The 18,318-nt window shown below is 67.2% G+C and carries 18 protein-coding genes and 1 pseudogene; 10 read left to right on the plus strand and 9 right to left on the minus strand.

Annotated elements, in window-relative coordinates:
* A complete protein-coding gene (locus LOK44_RS06770; RefSeq protein ID WP_237569248.1) occupies positions 1-423 on the plus strand; it encodes a DoxX family protein in 423 nt (140 codons plus the stop codon).
* Here LOK44_RS06770 and LOK44_RS06775 read toward each other — a convergent pair.
* On the minus strand, positions 356-1,282 hold the full coding sequence (locus tag LOK44_RS06775) for an IclR family transcriptional regulator (protein ID WP_237569249.1): 927 nt from the start codon (positions 1,280-1,282) through the stop codon (positions 356-358). The two genes, LOK44_RS06770 and LOK44_RS06775, sit on opposite strands and share 68 nt — an antisense overlap.
* Before the next feature lie 114 nt (positions 1,283-1,396).
* Here LOK44_RS06775 and LOK44_RS06780 point away from each other — a divergent pair, with 114 nt between their 5' ends.
* Genes LOK44_RS06780 through LOK44_RS06790 form a run of 3 tightly spaced genes read left to right on the plus strand, consistent with a single transcriptional unit; the run spans position 1,397 to position 4,451 of the window.
* A complete protein-coding gene (locus tag LOK44_RS06780) occupies positions 1,397-2,524 on the plus strand; it encodes a hypothetical protein (RefSeq protein WP_237569250.1) in 1,128 nt (375 codons plus the stop codon).
* Between the two features lie 2 nt (positions 2,525-2,526).
* Positions 2,527-3,309, plus strand: a complete 783-nt coding sequence (locus tag LOK44_RS06785; protein WP_237569251.1) for an SDR family oxidoreductase — start codon at positions 2,527-2,529, stop codon at positions 3,307-3,309.
* On the plus strand, positions 3,306-4,451 hold the full coding sequence (locus LOK44_RS06790; RefSeq protein WP_237569252.1) for a sulfotransferase family protein: 1,146 nt from the start codon (positions 3,306-3,308) through the stop codon (positions 4,449-4,451). Before LOK44_RS06785 ends, LOK44_RS06790 begins: the two co-directional genes overlap by 4 nt.
* 6 nt (positions 4,452-4,457) lie before the next feature.
* Here the strand turns inward: LOK44_RS06790 and LOK44_RS06795 are convergent, their stop codons facing one another.
* Entirely contained in the window at positions 4,458-4,931 is a 474-nt protein-coding gene (locus LOK44_RS06795; RefSeq protein ID WP_237569253.1) for a hypothetical protein, read from the minus strand.
* A complete protein-coding gene (locus LOK44_RS06800) occupies positions 4,931-6,106 on the minus strand; it encodes a 3-ketosteroid-9-alpha-monooxygenase, oxygenase component (protein WP_237569254.1) in 1,176 nt (391 codons plus the stop codon). Before LOK44_RS06800 ends, LOK44_RS06795 begins: the two co-directional genes overlap by 1 nt.
* 133 nt (positions 6,107-6,239) lie before the next feature.
* On the opposite strand from LOK44_RS06800, the gene LOK44_RS06805 reads away from it, so the two are divergent.
* Positions 6,240-6,773: a gamma carbonic anhydrase family protein gene (locus LOK44_RS06805; protein ID WP_163921938.1), complete on the plus strand. Its 534-nt coding sequence runs from the start codon at positions 6,240-6,242 to the stop codon at positions 6,771-6,773.
* A gap of 85 nt (positions 6,774-6,858) precedes the next feature.
* Here the strand turns inward: LOK44_RS06805 and LOK44_RS06810 are convergent.
* The 5 genes and pseudogenes from LOK44_RS06810 to LOK44_RS06830 form a co-directional block, all read right to left on the minus strand.
* Positions 6,859-7,618 (minus strand): annotated as a pseudogene (locus tag LOK44_RS06810) (putative endonuclease domain-containing protein).
* A 110-nt stretch (positions 7,619-7,728) separates the two neighbouring features.
* Complete coding sequence (locus tag LOK44_RS06815; protein ID WP_163925066.1) at positions 7,729-8,082, minus strand: nuclear transport factor 2 family protein; 354 nt, start codon at positions 8,080-8,082, stop codon at positions 7,729-7,731.
* A gap of 44 nt (positions 8,083-8,126) precedes the next feature.
* On the minus strand, positions 8,127-9,302 hold the full coding sequence (locus LOK44_RS06820; RefSeq protein WP_237569255.1) for a thiolase family protein: 1,176 nt from the start codon (positions 9,300-9,302) through the stop codon (positions 8,127-8,129).
* Between the two features lie 31 nt (positions 9,303-9,333).
* A complete protein-coding gene (locus LOK44_RS06825; protein WP_237569256.1) occupies positions 9,334-10,398 on the minus strand; it encodes a thiolase family protein in 1,065 nt (354 codons plus the stop codon).
* Positions 10,399-10,406: 8 nt separating this feature from the next.
* Positions 10,407-11,399: a Zn-ribbon domain-containing OB-fold protein gene (locus tag LOK44_RS06830; RefSeq protein ID WP_237569257.1), complete on the minus strand. Its 993-nt coding sequence runs from the start codon at positions 11,397-11,399 to the stop codon at positions 10,407-10,409.
* A gap of 70 nt (positions 11,400-11,469) precedes the next feature.
* On the opposite strand from LOK44_RS06830, the gene LOK44_RS06835 reads away from it, so the two are divergent.
* From LOK44_RS06835 to LOK44_RS06845, 3 genes are all read left to right on the plus strand, one after another.
* Positions 11,470-12,501, plus strand: a complete 1,032-nt coding sequence (locus tag LOK44_RS06835) for an LLM class F420-dependent oxidoreductase (protein WP_163921959.1) — start codon at positions 11,470-11,472, stop codon at positions 12,499-12,501.
* A gap of 143 nt (positions 12,502-12,644) precedes the next feature.
* Entirely contained in the window at positions 12,645-13,325 is a 681-nt protein-coding gene (locus tag LOK44_RS06840) for an acetoacetate decarboxylase family protein (protein WP_237569773.1), read from the plus strand.
* Positions 13,322-14,533, plus strand: a complete 1,212-nt coding sequence (locus tag LOK44_RS06845; RefSeq protein ID WP_237569258.1) for a cytochrome P450 — start codon at positions 13,322-13,324, stop codon at positions 14,531-14,533. The genes LOK44_RS06840 and LOK44_RS06845 overlap by 4 nt, the downstream gene beginning before the upstream one ends.
* 102 nt (positions 14,534-14,635) lie before the next feature.
* Here the strand turns inward: LOK44_RS06845 and LOK44_RS06850 are convergent, their stop codons facing one another.
* Positions 14,636-15,436 carry a crotonase/enoyl-CoA hydratase family protein gene (locus LOK44_RS06850; RefSeq protein WP_237569259.1) on the minus strand — a complete coding sequence of 267 codons (801 nt, stop codon included), beginning with the start codon at positions 15,434-15,436 and terminating at the stop codon, positions 14,636-14,638.
* Positions 15,437-15,505: 69 nt separating this feature from the next.
* Between LOK44_RS06850 and LOK44_RS06855 the strand changes: the two genes are divergently transcribed.
* Entirely contained in the window at positions 15,506-17,167 is a 1,662-nt protein-coding gene (locus LOK44_RS06855; RefSeq protein WP_237569260.1) for a medium/long-chain-fatty-acid--CoA/3-oxocholest-4-en-26-oate--CoA ligase, read from the plus strand.
* Entirely contained in the window at positions 17,168-18,289 is a 1,122-nt protein-coding gene (locus tag LOK44_RS06860; protein WP_237569261.1) for an NAD(P)H-dependent flavin oxidoreductase, read from the plus strand.
* Positions 18,290-18,318 lie beyond the last annotated feature (29 nt).

Genomic DNA, 18,318 nt, shown 5'->3' on the forward strand with positions numbered 1-18,318 from the left:
GTGCGGACGCTGGCTCGTCTGCTGCTCGGCGCGGCGCTGGTCTTCGCCGGCGTCAGCCATCTGACCTTCGCCCGGGCGTCGTTCTACGCGCAGGTCCCGCCGTACCTGCCGCTGAACGTCGACTTCGTCGTCATCGTGTCGGGGATCGTCGAGATCGCGCTCGGCCTCGGCCTGCTCTTCGTCGCGCGGTGGCGGGTGGCCCTGGGTTGGCTCACCGCTGCCCTGTTCGTCGCGGTGTTCCCCGGCAACGTGTCGCAGTACCTCACCCACTCCGACGCATTCGGGCTGGACTCGGATCGCTCGCGCGCCATCCGGCTGGCGTTCCAGCCGCTGCTGGTGGTCTGGGCGCTGTGGGCTACCGGGGCGTGGGCCGCGTGGCGCGCTCGCCGTGCGACGGATGCAGGCCGCCCAGCTGCGTCGTGAGCGTGTGCGCCGTGGCCATCACGCCCTTCGCGTGCCTGGCGATCTCGGCATCGGTGAGCGCCCTGCCGATCTGAAGCGACACCACCATCGTCTGCCGCCCGTAGTGGTCGTACACCGGGGCGGAGATCACGCTGATGTCGTGCTTTTGGCGCTGGGCACCGGCCTCGCTGCGCAGGTACACCCGTTCGCCGACGTCGGAGATCAGTTCGCCGAGCAGCGCCCGCAACTCCTGGGGCATCGTCGAGGACATCCCCGCCATCAGCGCGTAGAGCCGCCGCCCGCCCGGGGTGAGCCGCTCCACCAGGTAGCCCGAGGCGCGGCACTCGGCCACGACGCGGTCCAGGCGGTCGGAGCCGGTGCGCAGTGGAATGGTCGGTTCCCTGGCCAGCCAGTCGCGCAGCGCGTCGTCGTCCCACAGCACGAACATCAGCCCCACCGGCGGCGCGAACGGGTAGCTCTGGCCCACCCGCACCGACCTCCGGAGATCCGCGCCGGGCGGGTCGACGAGTTCGAGCAGCGTGATCCGGTCGTCGACGATCGCCGCGAGTGCTGCGGTGGTGCCGTACGCCGAGGAAAGTGCCCGGAGTTCCTCCCGTGCCGACGGGCCGGCGCGCATGGACTCCTGCGCGACGTGACCGAGGGCGATCAGCGACGGTCCGAGGCGATAGGTCTTGTCGTCCGCATCGCGCAGGAGGTAGCCGGATTCGGCCAGCGTGGTGACGATGCCGAGGCAGGTGGGCTTGCTCTGGCCCGTTCTCCTCGCGAGTTCGGAGATGCCGAACCGGTCGTGCGGATGGCGCGCCAGGAAGTCGAGAACCTCGACGACGCGTTGCGTCGGCGGTGACGTCCGGCCCGTCACGGTGCCCCCTCCGACGTTGACTCGAATTGGAACACGTTCTAGTGTTCGGGTCAGAACTCTACCAGCGCGTTCCAATAATGGAACGGCTGACCTCATCCCGGAGGCCTCATCCGCATGTACGCACAGCCGTTGGCCGACGCCATCGCCGAGGCCGAGAGCCTCGTTGCCGCTGCACCATTCATCGAATCCGAGGCAGATCTCCTGGAGGGGCTGCAGTACCTGGCGGGCTGCATCGCCGCGTGTACGTCGGTCGCCTTCGACTACGACCGCGATCATCCGTTCCTGCACAGCGGAACCGGGCCGTTCACGAAGATGGGCCTGGACAACCCCGACACCATGTACTTCGGGACGCGCGTGCAGCCCGAGCACGAGTACGTCGTCACGGGTAGGCGCGGCACGACCACCGACGTCAGCTTCCAGCTGCTCGGCGGCGAGTACACCGACGACAACGTGCCCGACAGCGCGACCGCGTTCGACGACCGCAAGCTCGACATCGCCTCCGACGGCACCTTCGAATGGCGGTTCACGCCGAAGGTGCCCTCGCAGTTGGTGATTCGCGAGGTCTACAACGACTGGTCGGCGCAACGCGGAACGTTCGCGATCGCGCGCACCGACACGGCGGGCACCGCGCCCCCACCGCTGACGCGTGAGCTCATCGAGAAGCGCTACGCCGTCGCGGGCAAGCAACTGGTGCAACGGGTCAAGACCTGGCTGCAGTTCCCGAAGTGGTTCTACGACGACCTGCCGGTCAACACCCTGACCGCACCGCGCCTGACCCCCGGCGGGCTGGCCACGCAGTACTCGTCGGTCGGCCACTACGACCTGGCGCCGGACCAGGCGATCGTCATCACGCTGCCCGTCAGTGACGCGCCGTATCTCGGCTTCCAGCTGGGCAGCCTCTGGTACATCTCGCTGGACTACATCAACCACCAGACCTCGCTCAACGGTACTCAGGCGCAGGCAGATCCGGACGGCAAGATTCGCATCGTCGTGTCCGACGCCAACCCCGGCGTCACCAACTGGTGCGAGACGCTCGGCCACGCCAAGGGCTATCTGCAGTTCCGCTGGCAGCGCGTGTCGCGGGAGCTGACCGAGGCCGATGGCCCGACGCTCGAGGTGGTGGACGTCGAGAAGGTGCAATCGGTCCTGCCCTACTACGACTCCAACGTGATCTCCGAGGACGACTGGCGGGCGCGCATCGCGCTGCGGCAGAGGCTGATCGGCGAGAGGATGGTGGGCTAGTCATGACAGGTCTGTTGCAGGGCAAGGTCGTGGTCATCAGTGGTGTGGGCCCCGCGCTGGGCACCACCCTCGCTCGGCGATGTGCCGAGGAGGGCGCCGATCTCGTACTGGCCGCCCGCACGGTCGAGCGACTGGAGGACGTCGCCGGTCAGGTCACCGCACTGGGCCGGCGTGCCCTGGCAGTCGGTACCGACATCACCGACGAGGCGCAGGTCGCCAATCTGGTGTCCACGTCGATCGCGGAGTTCGGCAAGGTCGACGTCCTGATCAACAACGCGTTCCGCGTGCCGTCGATGAAGCCCTTCGCCAAGACCAGTTTCGACCACATCCGCGACACGATTGAACTGACCGTGCTCGGCGCGCTGCGGATGATCCAGGGTTTCACCCCCGCCCTCACCGAAGCGAACGGCTCGGTGGTCAACGTCAACTCGATGGTGGTCCGGCACTCCGACCCCAAGCAGGGCGCGTACAAGATGGCGAAGTCGGCGCTGTTGGCCATGTCGCAGTCGCTGGCGAGCGAACTCGGTGAGGCTGGAATCCGGGTCAACTCCGTTCTGCCCGGCTACATCTGGGGCGGCACCCTGCAGAGCTACTTCGAGCACCAGGCGGGCAAGTACGGCACCACGGTGGACGAGATCTACAAGGCGGCTGCGGTCAACAGCGATCTCAAGCGGCTGCCCACCGAGGACGAGGTGGCCTCGGCCATCCTGTTCCTGGCCAGCGACCTGTCCAGCGGCATCACGGGCCAGGCACTCGACGTCAACTGCGGGGAGTACAAGGCATGACGACCAGAACCAACGTCGGCACCGTCGACGACCTGCACGCCTCGGCCATCAAGGCCTGCGGTCTCGACGACTTCGGTTCCGACGACGACGATTACCGCGAGGCGCTCGCGGTCCTGCTCGACTCCTATCAGCGCGACGCCGACCTGACCGAACTCGGCAGCAAGATGCAGCGGTTCTTCGTGCGCAACGCGCTGGTGGCCCGGTTGGTGTCGGAGGCGGCGTTCAAGCAGTACCCGGAGCACGTCGACGTGCCGATCGAACGGCCCATCTTCGTGACCGGTCTGCCGCGCACCGGCACCACCGTCATCCATCGGCTGCTGACCGCCGACCCGCGGCACCAGGGCCTCGAGTTGTGGCTGGCCGAGTTCCCGCAGCCCCGCCCGCCGCGTGAGACGTGGTCGCAGAACCCGGTGTTCCAGCAGCTCGACGCGCAGTTCAGCAAGGCCCACGCGGAAAACCCGGACTACACCGGGCTGCACTACATGACCGCCGACGAGGTCGAGGAGTGCTGGCAGCTGCTGCGCCAGTCGCTGCACTCGGTGTCGTACGAGACACTGGCGCACATTCCCACGTATGCGCAGTGGCTGGCGGGCCGCGACTGGACGAAGTCATATGCGCGGCACCGCAAGAACCTTCAGCTGATCGGGTCGAACGATCCCGAGAAGCGGTGGGTGCTCAAGAATCCGAGCCATCTGTTCGCGCTCGACGCATTGTTCGCGACCTATCCCGACGCCCTCGTCGTGCAGTGCCACCGGCCGGCAGAGACCATCATGGCCTCGATGTGCTCGCTGGCCCAGCACACCACCGAGGGGTGGTCGAACAGCTTCACCGGTGAGGTCATCGGCCGCGACGCGATGGAGACCTGGTCACGGGGACTGCGCCTGTTCGACGCCGAACGCGCTAAGCACGACCCGGCCCAGTTCTACGATCTCGACTACTTCGAGTTCGTCGAGGATCCGATCGCGGCGGTCGAAGGCGTGTACCGGCAGTTCGGCATCGACTTCACCGACGACGCGCGGGCGGCCGTGGAGCACAGTCACGCCGAGAGCAAGAAGGGACCACGCGCACCCAAGCACACCTACTCGCTGGCGGACTACGGTCTGACCGCCGAGGAGGTCAAGGAGCGCTTCCAGGGTCTGTGAGCAGACCTAGCCGTCGCCGGGTGGTGGAGCGCTCGAGACTTCCTCGAGGCAGCCTTCGGCGACGGCGTGCCGGATGCTGTCGGACAGCTTCGGGCACGCGCGGCTTCGGCTGCTGTCGCCGCCGGACGCGCGGATCTCGGCGAACACCGCGCATCGCTGCGTCGCAATCGAATTCCATTGCACGGCAGTGTGTTCGGGACCCAGCTTCTTCACCGCGACGGTGGCGTGACAGAACCGGCAGTCGACGGGTACCAGGCCGGCGGTGAGGTAGCGCTCCCTGTCGCGGTGGCTCGCCTCGCGCACCGCGGCTGCACGCTCGGGATCGGCGGCGAAGTCCGGCGCCTTCGACCACGCGCTGCCACCGGTCGTATCGGCGGAGCCCGCGTGGTGATCGTCGTCGTCGTGACCGGTGAGCTGCAGCATCGAGCGAGCCAGACGGTCGACGTCCGGCGCCTGGGTCCGCTCGTCGTGCGCAGTCATCAGGACACCTCGGTGGGCTGCTCCTGCGATTGCTGCGCGGACTCCTTCGCCGCCTCCTGCGCCTTCAGGTTCTCCTCGACCTCGACGTGCCACTTCTCGTTGGCGGCCGTGGTATCGACCTCGATTTCGAAGCGGTCGGTCATGTCCGGCGTCACGTCGGCGACGTCGACGTAGAACTGCTGGTACCAACGTCGCATCTGGTACACCGCGCCGTCTTCCTCGACGAGCAGCGGGTTGTCGATCCGGGTCTTGTGCTTCCAGATCTCGACGTCCTGCATGAATCCCTTGCTGACGCCCTCGGTGAACACCCGGGCCAACTTGTCGGACGTCTTCTCGTCGACGCCCTTGGGCTTCTCGACGATGACGCCCCACTGCAGCACGAACGAGTCCTGGGTCACCGGGTAGTGGCAGTTGATCAGGATCGACTCGGCCTTGTAGCCGCCGTAGTTGTTGTGCAGCCAGTTGATCATGAACGACGGCCCGAAGTAGGACGCCTCGGAGTCGAGGTGCGCCTCACCGTAGGTGGTGCCCATGTCGTTGATGTCGGGCCGACCGACGTTGTGCAGGTACTGGCTGGCGATGTGGCCTTCGAAGACGTTCTTGAAGTACGTCGGCAGGCCGTAGTGGATGTAGAAGAAGTGCGCCATGTCGGTGACGTTGTCGATGATCTCGCGGCAGTTGCTGCCCTCGATGAGCAACGTGTGCCAGCGCCACTCGGTCCAGCCGTCGTCGACGAATTCCGGGATCTCGGGGATGCGGACCTCGGGTGGCGGCGGATTGCCCTCGGCGTCGTGCCACACGAACAGCAGTCCGCCGCGGACGTCGGTCTCCCAGGCGCGGGTGCGAGCCAGTCGGGGGGTGCGCTTGGCGTAGGGCACCAACTTGCACTTGCCGTCGCCGCCCCAGCGCCAGTCGTGGAACGGGCAGGCGACCGTATCGCCCTTGATGGTGCCCTGGGACAGGTTGCCGCCCATGTGCCTGCAGTAGCCGTCGAGCACCTTGACGTCGCCGTTCGAGTCGGCGAAGACCACCAGCATGGTGCCGAAGATCTCGATGCCGTGGGGCTCGCCGTCGCGGTAATTGGCCACGGGGCCGAGGCAGTGCCAGCCACGCGCATACCGGTCTGGCAGCGAGCCAGTGTCGATCTCGCGGACGCTTGCGGTTTCGGTCGTCACGGTGGGCCTCCCGTATCTGGACTTCTAACTAGAACACGTTACAGTTTTTGCCGCCCAAAGCGCAACGCAACGCAGTTCACCGGCTGTTCGCGCAAGCCCTCGTCGGGTCCACTACCTGCGGTATAACCAGTCCATGCCGCTCTACTCATTCGAGGGACGCTCACCCGTGGTCGACCCGAGCGCCTTCGTGGCGCCGACGGCGACCCTCATCGGCGACGTGCACGTCGAGGCGGGCGCATCGGTGTGGTTCAACGCGGTACTGCGCGCCGACTTCGCCCCGATCATCATCCGGGAGGGGGCGAACGTGCAGGACGGCAGCGTGTTGCACGCTCCACCGGGGATTCCCACCGACGTCGGCCCGCTCGCGTCGATCGCGCACTGTTGCGTGATCCACGGCGCGCACATCGGCCCCGAGGCCGTGATCGCCAACCACGCCACGGTCCTCGACGGAGCCGTGATCGGCCGCCGCAGCATGGTCGCCGCCCACTCGCTGGTGATCGGCGGCACGAAGATCCCCGACGAGGTGTTCGTCACGGGGGCTCCGGCGAAGGTGCGCGGCCCCATTGCAGGCACCGGTGCGGAGCGGTGGGTCAACATGACCCCGGCGACGTACCGCGGTCTCGCCGAGCGCTACCGGAACGGCCTGGGGGAGATCCAGGAGGCGTAGTGCGGCCTGCTGGTGGCTTCTGGCGCCGACCCTGGCGCCGAGCGTGACGCCAGAGTCACGTAGGCGGCCGAACGCGACGCTGGCGTCACGCTCGCCGCGCAATGGCGGCGCGGATGCGTCGGAGGACGTCGGCCGGCTTGTCCTTCGCCGTGACGCGGATGACGATCCAGTCGGCGGCCTCGAGGCGCTCCACCCTGGCGATGTCGCGGGCGAACTGCCTCTCGTCCGTCCGATGGTGATCGCCGTCGTACTCGATTGCGATGCGCCATTCGCCCTCCCATCCCATGTCGCCGGAGGTAGGTCTCCCGGGGTGACTCCGCTCCCGCGTCGGCCAGATCGATGACGTTCCGCGCCTGGTGGGACCCGCGCCGCCCGGCATGGCGTTCGGCGAGGCGCGCGACGTCCGACAGGTCGAGGTCCGACGCACGGGCAAGCGCGTCCACTGCCGCGACCGCTTCGTTGAGCGGGTACCAGCAGGCCAGGTCGAAAGCGGTGCGCTCCGGCGTGGTCATGGGTGTGTCTGCCACGCCGACGACCTCGTCGGCGAGCAGGGTGTCGCCATGGACGAGCAATCCGGGCATGCGGTGGCGGTTGTCGTGCGGCAGCTCGACGGGTCGCGAGTCGTCGACCCACTTGGCGCCGTGGAGCGCCGACGCGGTGAAGCCGGCCACGACGGCTCGCCGTCGGGACCACAGCCAGCCGGCCCGCGCCCGGCTCACTGGAGTGAGGTCGACGCCCGGTGGCAGGTAGACGTCCCGGAACATACGTGTGTAGGTACTGCGCAACGCACACTTCGCGACGTCGCCTCGAGCGACGGCCTCGCTGCCGATGAAGGGTTCTCGCATACCCGGACCATCCGACGCGAGACCGACGGAATCGGCCGGTGTGACGCTGGAGTCGCGGTGGCCTGTGGATGAAACGCTGGCGTCACGCTCGGTCGGGCAGCAGCGAAGAACTAGACGGGTTGCGCGCTCGCGGCAGCCTTGTCCAGCTCCCAATAAGCCCGTAGCGCAACGATCTTCCCGTCGGCGTTCACGCGGTAGGTGAACACGCCTTCGGCGACGACGCGATATCCGCTCGCGACGATCACGATGTGACCGACGTTCGCCTCCTCGTCGCCGCAGACGTAGGTCTTGTCGAAGTGGAACTCCAGCTGACTCGGGGCGATCGCCATGTCGAAGAAGCGCGCGATCGCCGCCTTGCCGCGGTGACCGCGCCCCTCCGGGTCGAAGTGCGACGGCCCGATCGGATCCTCGACGATGGCGTCGTCGGCGAACAGCGCCAGCCAAGCATCCTTGTCGCCGGCCATCGCCGCCTCCCGCGACAGCCTGCCCGCCGACGAGACGGCCGCGGTCACGATCCCGGCTTGTCGGCGCCTACCACCCACATCGAGAAGTATTGCGAGCCACCGCCGTAGGCATGCCCGAGCGCCTTGCGCGCATTCGGCACCTGGTGGTCGCCCGCCTTGCCCATCACCTGGATGGCCGATTCGGCGAACCGGATCATGCCCGAGGCGCCGATCGGGTTCGACGACAGCACGCCGCCCGATGCGTTGAACGGGATCCTGCCGCCGATCGCGGTCTCGCCGGCCTCGGTGAGCTTCCATCCCTCGCCCTCGGCGGCGAAACCCAGGTTCTCCAGCCACATCGGCTCGAACCAGGAGAACGGCACGTACACCTCGGCGACGTCGATCTCGTCGATGGGTGAGGTGATGCCCGCGTCGCGCCACAGCGCGGCAGCGGCATCGCGGCCGGCCCGGGGGTTGACCTGGTCGCGACCGGAGTAGGCCAGCGGCTCGGTCCGCAGCGCAGTGGCGTGGATCCAGGCCACCGGATTGCCCTCGGCCACGCGGGCATCGGCGATCTCCTCGTTGCCGATCACCATCGCGCAGGCGCCGTCAGACGACGGGCAGGTCTCGTCGAACCGGATCGGGTCCCAGAGCATCTGAGACGCCATGACCTTCTCCAGCGTGATGTCCGGCTGGTGGAGGTGGGCCAGCGGGTTCTTCGCGCCGTTGAGACGGTCCTTCACCGCGACCATCGCACCGATGTGCGTCGGGGCGCCCGAGCGCCGGATGTAGGAGCGCACGTGCGGTGCGAAGTAGCCACCCGCTCCCGCGCCGACGGGCTTGGTGAACGGCACCGGAATGCTCAACGCCCACATGGCGTTCGACTCGGACTGCTTCTCCCAGGCCATCGTCAGCACACGCCGGTACTTGCCCGACTGCACCAGTGAGGCAGCGACGATCGCCGTCGACCCGCCCACCGAACCCGCGGTGTGCACCCGGATCAGCGGCTTGCCCGTGGCGCCGACGGCGTCGGCCATGAACAGCTCGGGCATCATGACGCCCTCGAAGAAGTCGGGCGCCTTGCCGACCACCACGGCATCGATGTCGTCGAACGTCGAGCCGGAGTCCGCGAGTGCCTTGTCGATGGCCTCGCGGACGAGGCCGTTCATCGAGACGTCCTTGCGCTTGGCGACGTACTTGGTCTGCCCGGTGCCGAGGACGGCTGCGTTCAGTCCTGCCATCAGTGTTGTCTCCTCTTCGCGCAAGCGCTCATCAGTTCTTCCCCTCGAGGACGGCGACCAGGTTCTGTTGCAGCGCAGGGCCGCTGGTGGCGTGGGCGAGGACCCGCTGCGCGGATCCGTCGAAGATGTGTCGGGCTGCGAAGCCGATCCGCTCCAAGCCGGCCGAGAACATCGGGTTCGCGGCCAAGGCACCTCCGGACGGGTTGATCTTCGTCGAGTCGCTCAGCCCGATGGCCTCGGCGAGGATCAGCTGCTGATGGGTGAACGGGGCGTAGATCTCGGCAACGTCGATCGACCTGACGTCGCCGCCGGTGGCGGCCTTCGCCGATGCCGCGGTCGACGGCGAGGTGGTCAGGTCGCGGGCACCGAGGACCGGGGTCTCGATGCGATGCTCGATGCCGGTGATCCAGGCGGGGTTCTCCCGCAGTTCCCTGGCCCGGTCACCCGAGGCCAGCACGATGGCCGACGCACCATCGGTGATCGGCGCAATGTCGTGCCGACGCAACGGATCTGCGAAGTAGGGGCGCGACAGCAGTTCGTCGATGCTCTTGGCGGGCTTCTCCGAGTCGGTGCGACCGGCAGCGTTCATCGAATCGAGCGCGACCTGCGCCATCTGCTCCGCGGTCCACTTACCGGAGTCCAGACCGAAGCGGGCCTGTAGGCCCGCCGTCGACACTGCATCGGGCATCAGGGGTGCGACGGTGTACGGGTCGGTCTGCAGGGCGAGGACGCGGCGGAGCACGCCTGCCGACGACTTGCCGAAGCCATACACCAGGGCGGTGTCGACCGCGCCGGTGAGGATCTTGAGGTACGCCTCGTAGAGCGCCCACGCTGCGTCCATCTCGACGTGCGACTCGTTGATCGGCGGCACTGCACCGATCGAGTCGATCGCGGAGAGGAACGAGAACGCCCGGCCGGCTAGGTAATCCGAGGATCCCGAGCACCAGAAACCGATGTCGGTCTGCTTGAGGCCGAGGTCTGCGTACAGCTCGGCGAAGCACGGCATCAGCATCTCGACACCATTGGTGGTGCCCTCGGTGCGACGCACGTGTGGGGCATGCGCGAAGCCGACGACGGCTACGTCACGGAAGGTCATGTTCTCCCTTACTGGTGATGCTTGTAGGTGTCGTAGTCGGCGTCGGGCTCGCCCGTGGGCCGGAAGTAGTCGATGTTGTCGATGCCGAGACCCCACTCCTCGCGGGGCTTCCACACCGCCTCGACTCGCATGCCCATCCGCACGTCGGCCGCGTCGATCTCGGTGACCAGGTGCAGGAACGGGATGTCGGCGCCGTCGAGCAGGATGTAAGCGGCCACGTAGGGCGGCTTGATGCGCTGGCCGGCGAACGGGATGTTGATGATGGCGAACGTGGTGACCGTGCCCTTGTCGGGCAGCTCGACGAACTCGGTGGTCGGCTGGCCGGTGCCCGGGTCGGCCTCGCGCGGCGGGAAGTAGACCTTTCCTCCGGAGCCGGTGCGGGCGCCGAGGAGCTTGCCCTCCTCGAGACCGCGCAGGAACGTGCTCTCGGGTAGGGACGCGGTGTGCTGGATCTCGATCGAGGCGGGGCTCACCAGCAGCGTCACCGGATCTCGGTCGTCGGCAACGTCCTCCACCGGCTCCTCGGAGTCGCCCAGTTCGAAGTACGCGATGTCGGTGATGGCGCCGACCGGTTCGTCCGCCCAGTGCACGTGCACCCTGGCGCCGGTACTGATGGCGTCGGAAGATCCGGCGTCGACCGCATGCAGCAGCGGGGTGTCGGCGCCGTCGAGCTTGATGAGCGCCCACGCGAAGGGCCGCTGCAGCGGCTGACCCTCCAACGGGTTGGGTTGCCAGGTCCACGAAACGACTGTTCCGACACTGGCCACCGGTACGATCTCCGTCAACGGAGCGTAGGTAACGGGGTCGTACTCGGCAGGCGGTACGAGTACCCGTCCGTCCGAACCGCGGACGCCGACGACGTGTCGGTTGCGCAGTTCGGTGAAGAACCGACTGAGGGTCGAACCTACTGAACGGGTGTAGTCGAATGACAGTTTCAGCGGCGCCGAAAGGGGCGGCTGATGCTCATCGATACTGGCCGGGCTGCTTTGGCTGGCGCTCACGGCATCGAGTAGAACAGGTTCTAACAATCGTCGCAAGGACGGGCCCGCGGGTCCGAGAAAGTTGGCGGAGATGAAGCTCGGACTCCAGCTCGGATACTGGGGCGCGCAGCCGCCCACCGATCACGCGGAACTCGTCGCGACGGCCGAAGCCGAGGGCTTCGACACCGTCTTCACCGCCGAGGCGTGGGGCTCGGACGCCTACACCCCGCTGGCCTGGTGGGGCCGGGAGACCACCCGGATGCGGCTCGGCACCTCGGTGATCCAGCTGTCGGCTCGCACGCCGACGGCATGCGCGATGGCGGCCCTGACCCTCGACCACCTGTCGGGCGGGCGGCACATCCTCGGGCTCGGCGTCTCCGGTCCGCAGGTCGTCGAGGGTTGGTACGGCCAGAAGTTCCCGAAGCCCCTGGCGCGCACCCGCGAGTACGTCGACATCCTCCGGCAGGTCTGGGCCCGCGAAGCTCCGGTGCACAGCGACGGCCCGCACTACCCGCTGCCGCTGACGGGTGAGGGCACCACCGGGCTGGGCAAGAACCTCAAGCCGATCACTCATCCGCTGCGCGCCGACATCCCCGTCATGCTCGGCGCGGAGGGTCCGAAGAACGTCGCATTGGCGGCCGAGATCTGCGACGGCTGGCTGCCCATCTTCTACTCGCCGCGCATCGCCGACATGTACAACGAATGGCTCGACGAGGGCTTCGCCCGGCCGGGTGCCCGACGCACCCGCGAGACGTTCGAGATTTGTGCGACGGCGCAGGTGGTGGTCACCGACGACCGTCCCGGCGTCATGGAGCTGATGAAGCCGCACCTCGCCCTCTACATGGGCGGAATGGGTGCCGAGGAGACGAACTTCCACGCCGACGTCTACCGGCGGATGGGTTACTCAGAGGTGGTCGACGAGGTGACCGCACTGTTCCGGAGCAACCGCAAGGATCAGGCGGCCGCCGTCATCCCCGACGAACTGGTCGACGACTCGGCGATCGTCGGCGACCTGGCCTACGTCAAGGAGCAGATCAAGGCCTGGGAGGCCTCGGGCGTCACCATGATGGTGGTCGGTGCCCGCTCGTCCGAGCAGATCCGGGACCTCGCGGCGCTGGTCTGAGCCGCACCGACTAGACACATTCTTGCCATGTGTCTAGTGAAGGTCCTAGATTCGAGGGCGTGACCGAGTCATTGTCTTCGCGCAAGCGCTCATCCGAGACCACACTGCCTACGCAGTACCCCATTGCCGGCAGCGTCGTGACCATGCCCGTGCGCATCCGCCGTGCGTCGCAGCACATGGCGATGTTCTCCGTGGACGCCGATGCCGCGCAACGGATGATCGCCGATAGCGGACTCCAGGTCTGCCGGCACCGGCCGGGCAAGGCCGTCGTCGTGCTGATGCTGATGCATTACATCGACGGCGACCTGGGCCCGTACTACGAGTACGGCACCAACGTCATGGTCAATCCGCCGGGCTCGACGGCCAGTGGTCTGAAGGCGTTGCAGTCCGCGGGTGCCTTCATCCACCACCTGCCCGTCGACGGGGCGTTCACGATGGAAGCAGGCCGGACCATCTGGGGCTACCCGAAAGTGCTGGCGGACTTCGTCATTCGAGACGGTCACGGGTTCAGCTTCGACGTGACCATCGACGGTCAGTTCGCGGTCGGCATGGACTTCAAGCCGGGGCTGCGCGTGCCGGCACGGTTCACCTCCAAGCCGCAGGTGCACCCCACCTACTCGCACCTCGACGGCGTCACCCGCATGACCGACGGTGAGATGACGATGTCCGGCGTCCGCTACCGGCCTGGCGGTGCGACCGTGCGGCTCGGCAACCATCCCTATGCGCGCGAACTCGCCGCGCTGGGTTTCCCGAAGCGGGCCATGATCTCGAGTTCGGCCGATAACGTCGAGATGACCTTCGCTGACGCCAAGGAGATCGCGTGACCACTGTGCTTCCCGAGACCAAGCCCGACGTCGACCTCGCCGACGGCAACTTCTACGCCGACGGCCGAGCCCGTGAGGCCTACCGGTGGATGCGCGAGCACCAGCCGGTGTTCCGCGACCGCAACGGTCTCGCCGCCGCGGCGAGTTACCAGGCCGTGCTGGACGCCGAGCGCAACCCCGAGCTGTTCAGCTCGACCGGCGGCATCCGGCCCGACCAGCCCGGCATGCCCTACATGATCGACATGGACGATCCGTCACATCTGTTGCGCCGCAAGCTCGTCAACGCCGGCTTCACGCGCAAGCGGGTCATGGACAAGGTGCCGTCGATCGAGCGGTTGTGCGACACCCTCATCGACGCAGTGTGCGAGCGCGGCGAGTGCGACTTCGTGCGCGACATCGCCGCTCCGCTGCCCATGGCCGTCATCGGCGACATGCTGGGCGTGCTGCCCGAGGACCGCGAGACGCTGCTGGAGTGGTCCGACAACCTGGTCTGCGGGCTCAGTTCGACCGTCGACGAGGCGACGATCAAGACGTTGATGGACACCTTCGCCGCGTACACCGCCTTCACCATGGAGACCATCGCCAAGCGCCGCGCAGAGCCCACCGAGGACCTGTTCAGCATCCTGGTGAACAGCGAGGTCGAAGGGCAGCGGATGAGCGACGACGAGATCGTCTTCGAGACGCTGCTCATCCTCATCGGTGGCGACGAGACCACCCGCCACACCCTCTCCGGCGGCGCCGAACAGCTTCTGCGCCATCGGGATCAGTGGGAGGCGCTGGTTGCCGACCAGGAGCTGATGCCCGGCGCCATCGAGGAGATGCTGCGCTGGACGTCTCCGGTGAAGAACATGTGCCGGACGCTGACGGCCGACACCGAGTTTCACGGCACCGAGCTGCACAAGGACGAGAAGATCATGCTGATGTTCGAGTCGGCGAACTTCGACGAATCGGTGTTCGGCGATCCGGAGAACTTCCGCATCGACCGGAATCCGAACAGCCACGTGGCGTTCGGCTTCGGCACGCACTTCTGTCTCGGCAACCAGCTGGCCCGGCTCGAGCTGCGGCTGATGGTCAGCCGGATCCTCCAGCGGCTGCCGGACCTCCGCCTCGCCGACGGTGCGCAGATCCCGCTGCGGGCAGCGAACTTCGTCAGCGGGCCCGAGGCCATGCCGGTGGTGTTCACCCCGACGAAGCGGGTCCTCGACTAGCCGTACTCGGCCGATCTGCCACCGCGAGTGTCGGCTCGTGTCACGCCGAACTCGATTTCGCGTGGCGGTAATCGACGTTCGCGGGAGGTGAGGCGCGGGCCTCTACTTCATCTGGAAGTTGGGGGAGCGCTTCTCCTTGAAGGCCCGCGGGCCCTCCTTGGCGTCCTCGGAGAGGAAGACGCCGATGCCGATCTTGGTGTCGATCTGGAAGGCGTCGTTCTCGTGCATGCCCTCGGTGTCGTGGATCGACTTGAGGATCGCCTGCACGGCCAACGGGCCGTTGGCGTTGATCAGCTCGGCGATCTCGAGCGCCTTGTCGAGCGCCGAGCCGTCGGGCACCACGTAGCCGATCAGGCCGTACTCCAGCGCTTCCGCGGCGGTGATGTGCCGTCCGGTCAGCAGCAGGTCGCACGCGATGGTGTACGGAATCTGGCGAACCAGGCGTACGGCGGAGCCGCCCATCGGGTACAGGCTCCACTTGGCCTCGGAGATGCCGAACTTCGCGCTCTCGCCCGCGATGCGGATGTCGGTGCCCTGGAGGATCTCGGTACCGCCCGCGATCGCTGGGCCCTCGACGGCGGCGATCAGCGGTTTGGTCAGCCGGCGGCCCTTGAGCAGGCCGTCGATGCGCGTCGGGTCGTAGCTGCCGCTCTTGAACGAATCGCCGGGAGGCGCCTTGGTGGCGGCCTTCAAGTCCATGCCCGCGCAGAAGTAGCCGCCGGCACCCGTCAGGACGCACGACCGGATCTCAGGATCGGAGTCGACGCGGTCCCACGCCTCGACCATTATCGAGAGCATCTCAGTCGAAAGCGCGTTGCGCGCCTCTGGCCGGTTCAGTGTGAGGATCAGCGTGTGTCCGCGCTGCTCAATGAGGGCGTCGGGCTCATTCTTGGGCTCGGTCACGGGGGTCCGCCTTTCAGCGTCAATGCAGGAGACTTGTCACAAAATGTAACAGGTTCTAGTTTAGGTTCCGTGGCCTTGAATATCGCCGATCTTGCCGAGCACGCCATCGATGCCGTGCCTGACCGTGTCGCCCTCATCTCCGGGGACGAGAAGCTCACCTATGCCGAGTTGGAGGAGAAGGCGAACCGCCTCGCTCACTACCTGCTCGACCAGGGGGTGAAGAAGGACGACAAGGTCGGGCTGTACTGCCGGAACCGCATCGAGATCGTCATCGCGATGCTCGGCATCGTGAAGGCGGGCGCGATCCTCGTCAACGTCAACTTCCGCTACGTCGAGGGCGAACTGAAGTACCTCTTCGACAACTCCGACATGGTCGCGCTGGTGCACGAGCGGCGCTACGCCGACCGCGTCGCCAACGTGCTGCCCGAGACGCCGAACGTCAAGACCATCCTCGTGGTGGAGGACGGCAGCGACGACGACTTCGAGCGCTACGGCGGTGTCGAATTCTTCGCGGCGCTGGAGCAGGGGTCTCCGGAGCGCGACTTCGGCCCGCGCAGCGAGGACGACATCTACCTGCTCTACACCGGCGGCACCACCGGGTTCCCGAAGGGCGTGATGTGGCGCCACGAGGACATCTACCGGGTCCTGTTCGGTGGCACCGACTTCGCGACCGGCGAGCCGATCGCCGACGAGTACGACCTGTCGAAGCAGGCTGCGGCGAATCCGCCGATGGTCCGGCTGCCGATCCCGCCGATGATCCACGGTGCCACCCAGTCGGCGACCTGGATGTCGCTGTTCTCGGGCCAGACCGTGGTGCTGGCACCGGAGTTCGACGCCGACGAAGTGTGGCGGATGATCCACGAGCACAAGGTGAACCTGCTGTTCTTCACCGGCGACGCGATGGCGCGGCCGCTGCTCGACGCGTTGCTCGCCCACCAGGACGAAGGCAACACCTACGACCTGTCGTCGCTGTTCCTGTTGGCGAGTACGGCGGCGCTGTTCTCCACCAGCATCAAGGAGAAGTTCCTCGAGCTGCTGCCCGACCGGATCATCACCGACTCGATCGGATCGTCGGAGACCGGCTTTGGCGGAACCAGCATCGTGGCCAAGGGTCAGTCGCACACCGGCGGTCCGCGGGTCACCATCGACAAGAACACCAAGGTCCTGGATGAGGAGGGCAACGAGGTGGCGCCGGGCTCGGGTGTGCGCGGCATCATCGCCAAGTGCGGCCACATCCCGGTCGGCTACTTCAAGGACGAGAAGAAGACCGCCGAGACCTTCCGCACGTACCACGGTGTGCGGTACGCGATTCCCGGCGACTACGCCGAGGTCGAGGCCGACGGTTCGGTGACCATGCTGGGCCGCGGATCGGTGTCGATCAACAGCGGCGGCGAGAAGATCTACCCCGAAGAGGTCGAGGCCGCACTCAAGGGTCATCCCGACGTGTTCGACGCCCTCGTCGTCGGCGTGCCGGACCCGCGCTTCGGCCAGCACGTCGCCGCGGTCGTGCAGCCCCGCCAAGGCGCCAAGCCGACGCTCGCCGAACTGGATGCGTTCGTGCGCAAGGAGATCGCCGGGTACAAGGTGCCGCGCAGCCTGTGGCTCGTCGACGAGGTGAAGCGCTCGCCCGCGGGCAAGCCCGACTACCGATGGGCCAAGGACACCACCGAGGAACGTCCGGCCGACGACGTTCACGCCAAGCACGCCGTCGCCCACGGAGCCGTTGAATAGATGCGTACCGAACTCTGCGATCGCTTCGGCATCGAATACCCGATCTTCGTCTTCACCCCGTCGGAGAAGGTGGCCGCCGCGGTGACCCGCGCCGGTGGTCTCGGCGTCCTCGGTTGCGTGCGGTTCAACCAGGCCGACGACCTCGAGAACGTGCTGCGGTGGATGGACGAGAACACCGACGGGAAGCCCTACGGCGTCGACATCGTGATGCCGGCGAAGGTGCCCACCGAGGGCACCAGCGTCGACATCAACAAGCTGATCCCGCAGACGCACCGCGAGTTCGTCGACAAGACGCTCGCCGACCTCGGCGTCCCGCCGCTGCCCGACGACGAGGCGAAGTCCGAAGGCGTGCTGGGCTGGCTGCATTCGGTGGCGCGCTCCCACGTCGAGGTGGCGCTCAAGCATCCGATCAAGCTGATCGCCAACGCGCTCGGCTCTCCGCCGAAGGACGTCATCGATCAGGCGCACGCCGCCGGGGTGCCCGTCGCGGCTCTCGCCGGCAGCGCCAAACACGCGCTGCGCCATGCCGAGAACGGCGTGGACATCGTCATCGCGCAGGGTCACGAGGCCGGCGGGCACACCGGTGAGATCGCGTCGATGGTGTTGGTGCCGGAGGTCGTCGATGCGTTGGACGGCAGTGCCGCCGTACTCGCCGCGGGCGGCATCGGTTCCGGACGTCAGGTGGCGGCCGCGCTCGCGCTGGGCGCTCAGGGCGTGTGGATGGGGTCGGCATTCCTCACCGCCGCCGAGTACGACCTCGGAGTGCGTGGCTCGTCGGGTGTCTCGGTGATCCAGGAGGCCATGCTGGCCGCGACGTCGAGTGACACCGTGCGCCGCAAGATCTACACCGGCAAGCCCGCGCGCCTGCTGAAGTCCCGGTGGACCGAGGCCTGGGACGCCGAGGGTGCACCGGAGCCGCTACCCATGCCGCTGCAGAACATCCTCGTCAGCGAGGCACACCAGCGCATGAACGAGGCAAAGGATCCGACGGCGGTCGCCATGCCGGTGGGCCAGATCGTGGGGCGAATGAATGAGATTCGGCCCGTCGCCGACATCATCGGCGAACTGGTCAGCGGATTCGAGGAGGCCTCGAAGCGGTTGGACGGCATCCGGGAGAACTGACCGGGCCCGTCCGATTCGTTCAAGACGCG

The sequence above is a fragment of the Mycolicibacterium lacusdiani genome, from assembly GCF_021916785.1.
GTDB lineage: Bacteria > Actinomycetota > Actinomycetes > Mycobacteriales > Mycobacteriaceae > Mycobacterium > Mycobacterium lacusdiani.

Bases quoted from the DNA above. Each gene is read 5' to 3' on its own strand.
- LOK44_RS06780 (WP_237569250.1), top strand. From the start codon at position 1,397: ATGTACGCACAGCCGTTGGCCGACGCCATCGCCGAGGCCGAGAGCCTC.
- LOK44_RS06785 (WP_237569251.1), top strand. From the start codon at position 2,527: ATGACAGGTCTGTTGCAGGGCAAGGTCGTGGTCATCAGTGGTGTGGGC.
- LOK44_RS06790 (WP_237569252.1), top strand. From the start codon at position 3,306: ATGACGACCAGAACCAACGTCGGCACCGTCGACGACCTGCACGCCTCG.
- LOK44_RS06795 (WP_237569253.1), bottom strand. From the start codon at position 4,931: ATGACTGCGCACGACGAGCGGACCCAGGCGCCGGACGTCGACCGTCTG.
- LOK44_RS06805 (WP_163921938.1), top strand. From the start codon at position 6,240: ATGCCGCTCTACTCATTCGAGGGACGCTCACCCGTGGTCGACCCGAGC.
- LOK44_RS06815 (WP_163925066.1), bottom strand. From the start codon at position 8,082: ATGGCCGGCGACAAGGATGCTTGGCTGGCGCTGTTCGCCGACGACGCC.
- LOK44_RS06820 (WP_237569255.1), bottom strand. From the start codon at position 9,302: ATGGCAGGACTGAACGCAGCCGTCCTCGGCACCGGGCAGACCAAGTAC.
- LOK44_RS06825 (WP_237569256.1), bottom strand. From the start codon at position 10,398: ATGACCTTCCGTGACGTAGCCGTCGTCGGCTTCGCGCATGCCCCACAC.
- LOK44_RS06835 (WP_163921959.1), top strand. From the start codon at position 11,470: ATGAAGCTCGGACTCCAGCTCGGATACTGGGGCGCGCAGCCGCCCACC.
- LOK44_RS06840 (WP_237569773.1), top strand. From the start codon at position 12,645: ATGCCCGTGCGCATCCGCCGTGCGTCGCAGCACATGGCGATGTTCTCC.
- LOK44_RS06860 (WP_237569261.1), top strand. From the start codon at position 17,168: ATGCGTACCGAACTCTGCGATCGCTTCGGCATCGAATACCCGATCTTC.